This window comes from Sphaerochaeta sp. UBA5836 (genome assembly GCF_002432845.1).
In the GTDB taxonomy this organism is placed as follows: domain Bacteria; phylum Spirochaetota; class Spirochaetia; order Sphaerochaetales; family Sphaerochaetaceae; genus Sphaerochaeta.
Map to the genome: position 1 here is coordinate 569 of NZ_DJGW01000118.1, position 4817 is coordinate 5385.

Annotated in this window: 5 protein-coding genes and 1 pseudogene; all 6 read left to right on the top strand. The window is 52.8% G+C overall.

Annotated features, from left to right (window positions below; all coding sequences use genetic code 11):
- A pseudogene (locus tag B3F49_RS12320) lies at positions 1–732 on the top strand (V-type ATP synthase subunit A); the annotation flags it as partial.
- A complete protein-coding gene (locus B3F49_RS12325; RefSeq protein ID WP_293911453.1) occupies positions 722–2143 on the top strand; it encodes a V-type ATP synthase subunit B in 1422 nt (473 codons plus the stop codon). The pseudogene B3F49_RS12320 and the gene B3F49_RS12325, both read left to right, overlap by 11 nt.
- 9 nt (positions 2144–2152) lie before the next feature.
- The gene (locus B3F49_RS12330) at positions 2153–2851 is read left to right on the top strand and encodes a V-type ATP synthase subunit D (RefSeq protein ID WP_293911456.1); all 699 of its coding nucleotides are present in this window, start codon (positions 2153–2155) and stop codon (positions 2849–2851) included.
- Complete coding sequence (locus B3F49_RS12335) at positions 2835–3317, top strand: universal stress protein (RefSeq protein ID WP_293911458.1); 483 nt, start codon at positions 2835–2837, stop codon at positions 3315–3317. Before B3F49_RS12330 ends, B3F49_RS12335 begins: the two co-directional genes overlap by 17 nt.
- Positions 3318–3327: 10 nt before the next feature.
- Entirely contained in the window at positions 3328–3780 is a 453-nt protein-coding gene (locus B3F49_RS12340; protein WP_293895919.1) for a PTS sugar transporter subunit IIA, read from the top strand.
- A gap of 125 nt (positions 3781–3905) precedes the next feature.
- A partial coding sequence (locus B3F49_RS12345; protein ID WP_293911460.1) for a hypothetical protein occupies positions 3906–4817 on the top strand: 912 nt, incomplete at its 3' end.

Below are 4817 nucleotides of genomic sequence, written 5' to 3' on the forward strand. Positions count from 1 at the left end.
ATGGAGGAGATGCCTGCAGAAGAAGGTTTTCCCGCCTACCTGCCCACCCGTATCGCCCAGTTCTATGAACGGGCGGGATTCATGCAGACCCTCTCAGGAAATTCTGGATCGGTCTCCATCATCGGGGCGGTAAGCCCTCCCGGAGGCGATTTTTCCGAGCCGGTAACCCAGCATACCAAACGTTTTGTTCGTTGTTTCTGGGGTCTTGACCGACAGCTGGCCAGCAGTCGTCACTATCCGGCGATCAGCTGGCTTGAATCCTACAGCGAGTATCTGGGAGATGTGAAGCAGTGGTGGAACGACCACAGTGACGGCAGTTGGTACTTGAGTAGACAAAAAATCATGGATCTCCTGCAGAAAGAGGTGCGACTCCAACAAATAGTAAAGCTGGTCGGACCTGATGCCCTGCCTGACACCCAGAACTTCATTCTTGAGGTGTGTTCCCTCTTCAAGACCGCATTTTTACAACAGAATGCCTTTGATGAAGTCGACCGCTTCTGCTCGGTGGAAAAACAGGTAAAGATGCTCTCTGTCATTCTTGCCTACTATGAGAAGGGGCTTGAGGCCATCACCAAGGGTGTACCCATGGTCAAGATACGCAGGCTTAAGGCCGTTCAGGAGATGGTCCGCATGAGGCTGACCGTCAAGGGCGACGAACTGGAGACCATCGACAGGCTGCAGTTGCGTCTTGAACGCTCGATTGATCAGATTGGAGGCATCTATGAGAACTAAGGCGGAAACCTTGCTGGCCCAAACTGACCGACGGCTTCTCAGTGGACGTGAGTATCGGGGCGTAAGCCGCATCGACGGGCCGCTGGTATACATGCGAAACACCCATGCGGTGGGTTTCGGCGAGCTTGTCGAAGTTCTCGCACCCGATGGGTCGCACCGTTCAGGTCAGGTCCTGGACACCAGTGACGATGTTGTAGTCGTACAGGTGTTCGAGGGAACCGATGGCTTGACCCTGCCTGCTACCGGCATGCGCTTCATGGGTGAACCCTTGACCCTTGGTGTTTCCGAGCAGATGCTCGGACGTGTCATGAACGGACTGGGTAGGAGCCGTGACGGTTCAGGTACCGTTCACGCTCTTGCCGAGCGCGATGTGAATGGTGAGCCGATCAACCCGACGGCCCGTGAATATCCCCGCGACTTCATCCAGACCGGCATTTCCGTCATCGATGGAATGACCACGCTCATCCAGGGGCAGAAGCTTCCCATCTTCAGTGGAAATGGTCTGGATCACAACCAGCTTGCCGCCCAGATCGCCCGACAGGCGAAGGTGCGTGGCAGCTCGGGAGATTTCTGCATCGTCTTTGCTGCAATGGGTGTCAAGTATGACGTAGCCCGGTTTTTCATCGACAGCTTTGAGGAAACCGGAGTTCTGGACAATGTGGCATTGTTCCTCTCTCTCGCAGATGACCCCTCGATCGAGCGCACCATTACGCCCAAGACGGCTCTGACGCTTGCAGAGTATCTGGCATACGACAAGGGCAAGCAGGTGTTGGTGATCATGACAGATATGACCAACTACTGTGAATCCTTGCGTGAGATCGGTACCATGCGTGGTGAGATTCCTTCCCGCAAAGGCTATCCGGGATATTTGTATTCCAACCTTGCTGAGATTTATGAACGGTCGGGAAAGATCAGCGGCCGCAGTGGTTCGATCACCCAGCTGCCCATTCTCTCCATGCCCAACGATGACATCAGCCACCCTGTGCCCGATTTGACCGGATACATCACGGAAGGACAGATTGTCTTTGAGCGGAGCATGCAGGCACGCGGCATTTATCCTCCCATCAACTGTCTGCCATCCCTTTCCCGCCTGATGAAGGACGGAATCGGGGAGGGGATGACACGAGCCGACCATCCCCACCTGGCCAACCAGCTGTTTGCTTCATATAGTCATGTGAAGGATGTCCAGAACCTCGCTTCGGTTATCGGCGAAGAGGAGTTGACCACCCTCGACCAACAGTATTTGGAGTTCGGCAGCTTCTTTGAGAAGAAGTTTGTGAATCAAGGATTCGACGAGGATCGCAGTATCGAGCAGACACTCGATTTGGGTTGGGAGGCGTTGAGTAAATTGCCTAGCGAGGAGCTGCAGCGGCTTACCGATGAGGAGATTGCCCAATACTATGGCAAGTAAGGAGGAAGGGTGAATACCACGCTTGCTCCTACCAGGAGCAACCTGCTCAAGTTGATCGAAGATCTCAAGTTCGCCCAGCTCGGTCATGAGCTGCTCGACCAGAAGCGCTCCATTCTTGTAGTGGAATTGCTTACGTTGGTCGATCAAGCCGTCGATTATGAGAGCCGGGTGGTCAAATCCCTTGCCGAGGCCCAGCTCTCTCTCAGCGATGCCATCATGCAGATGGGCAGGCTGAGGGTGGGAAACCTCGGAGGAGCGGTGAACATCGATTATTCCATCAATCTTGGCAGTAGACGGGTCATGGGTGTCTCGGTCCCCAAGGTGGAGACCACGTTCGTTGACAAGAGCCCTTATTTCAGCAGTGAGGACACCAGCATTCTCAGCGAACTAGCCATTGACCGGTATCGGACAACCTTGCAATTGATGGGAAGGCTGGCCGAGCTCAAAGTCTCCATCATGCGCCTTGCAAAGGAAGTGAAAAAGACAATCCGCAAGGTCAATGCATTGGAAAAGATAGTGATTCCCCAGAATAAGGAAACCATCGCTTGGATGCGTGGCCGCATCGAGGAGCAGGAGCGCGAGAATTTCATCCTGCTCAAGGTTGTAAAAGACCGTATGGAACAGGCCGGGTCTCAGGTTCAGGCTTTGACCTCTTGCGCCGATAATGATACGATGGATAAGGGAGGCTTGCATGGGAGTTCCATTTAAGCAGATCGTCGTGTATCTGGATGGCTCTGAAAGTTCGATGACCGCCATCATGTATGGGATCAAGCTGGCAAAGGAACATGATGCGAAGCTGACGGCAGTGTACGTGATCAATACCAAGGCATTGAGTGAGCTGGTCAAGGCTGGCATTTTTGTTGCCGTTGAACGGGATGAGTACCAGAAGGATTTACAACAGGATGCCGACCGCTACCTCAGGCATGCTGCACGACTGGCTTCCCAGAAAGAGGTGGATATTGAAACAGTCAAGCTTGAAGGCACGGTGCACATAGTAGTGAAGGAACTGTTGAAAGCACAAAAAGCCGATTTGTTTGTGCTCGGAGGGATCACTGATATCCGTTCCCGTCGCGAAGAGCTTGCAAGCGAGACTGATAGGATGATGCGCACATCACCCTGCCCGGTGTTGGTGGTTCGTGATGATGACGATATCTGGCTAGAGTTTGAAGCGTAAGGAGCTCTGCATGAATGTACTGGATGTATTGGACAAGAACCTGGTCAAAGTGCCGCTTATGCACACCGACAAGCGTGGTATCATCAATGAGCTTGTTGAGGTGATAGCAAAAGCCAAGGGGTATTCAACACAGCAGTTTGAACAGATTTTGGATGCCGTCCTCAACCGGGAAAGTCTGGGATCGACAGGTATCGGCAATGGGATTGCCATTCCCCACGCCAAGACTGATGTCGTCGAGCAGGTCGTGATGGTGGTGGGTATCAGTCGTTTCCCTGTAGACTTTGACTCCCCCGATGGTCAAAAGAGTAGAATTTTCTTTTTGGTTTTGGCTCCATCCAAACAAGCTTCGGCACATGTTGAGTTGCTTGCTTCCATTGCCCGCACCTGCACCAGTCAAGTCTTCAGGCGGATGCTCGAACAGGCTCGGGATAATGAAGAGGTTGTGCGTCTGTTCATGGAATGATGTGCTTACGGTTTTCTTGATAGAGGCACTGCTTCCCAGGAGGTGGTGCTTTTGTTTTGTTCTGGACATTTCCTTGTTTCCAGCATATGGTTTGAGCATTATATGTCTATCGAGGTATGTGCTCTGTGAGCGATATCGTAGCGTTTACTGAACAAGAATTCAGCTTACTGGACGATTGCCGTGAACTGCTGTATGTGCATGAGCCGAATCTTGCCTCACTCCTTGATGGAAAGGTGGAGGATTTGGAGATGCTTGCCGGAATAGTAGACCGGTCTGCTTCCCTGACTTCCGACCTCGGCTTTTCACCCAAGGCACGCAGTGTGGAAACGCTTGCTGCGAAGCTGAGCAATCAAGGCATCGAAGAAGTGGTGAACCTGCCTACGAAAGCCTCGCTGGGGAGGTCCTTTACCATCTCCAAGCTCCATCTCTTCGGGTTTCTGCGAAAAATCGCCCAGAAGCATGCATGCTTGACGCCCAAACTGGAACAGATTCTTGGTTGCTATCATGCCATCCTGTTTTCATTGATGGCTGAAGACCTGTACATATCCATTATTTCGGACAGCCTTGGAAATGAGAGTTGGACCCGCCGGGCGACCAGGGACTTGGTGCGCATGTGGGAGGAGCGAAGCAATGCCCAAGCCGATTCTTTTGCTCCGCTGATGCAGCAACTCTGGGAAGTCAGGCATACCTTGGTTCCTGTCCTCGGCACCCTGCTTGGAACAGTGGAGTTGTTGCAGCTCTCGTTTCGGCTGCCTCCGATGTGGCATGACTTTCTCCGTGATCGGGGAAGAGATGAAGAAGTCGTGTATGCATTGGATGAGTTCTTGTTCTCCTTGAGCTTCGAGCAGCTGAAAAACCTGCAGGAGATCATGGAAGAGAATCAACTGTCGGCAGTGAGCAGGGAAGAAGCCCATCAGCTTCTTGGCCTGAGACCATACCAGTTGCTGGAAGGGCCCAATGAGGAGGATCTTCCAGCAATACGGTTGTATCGGTCATTTCTGAGGCGCAACGCCCTCTCCAGGCTGAGAAGGGACTCG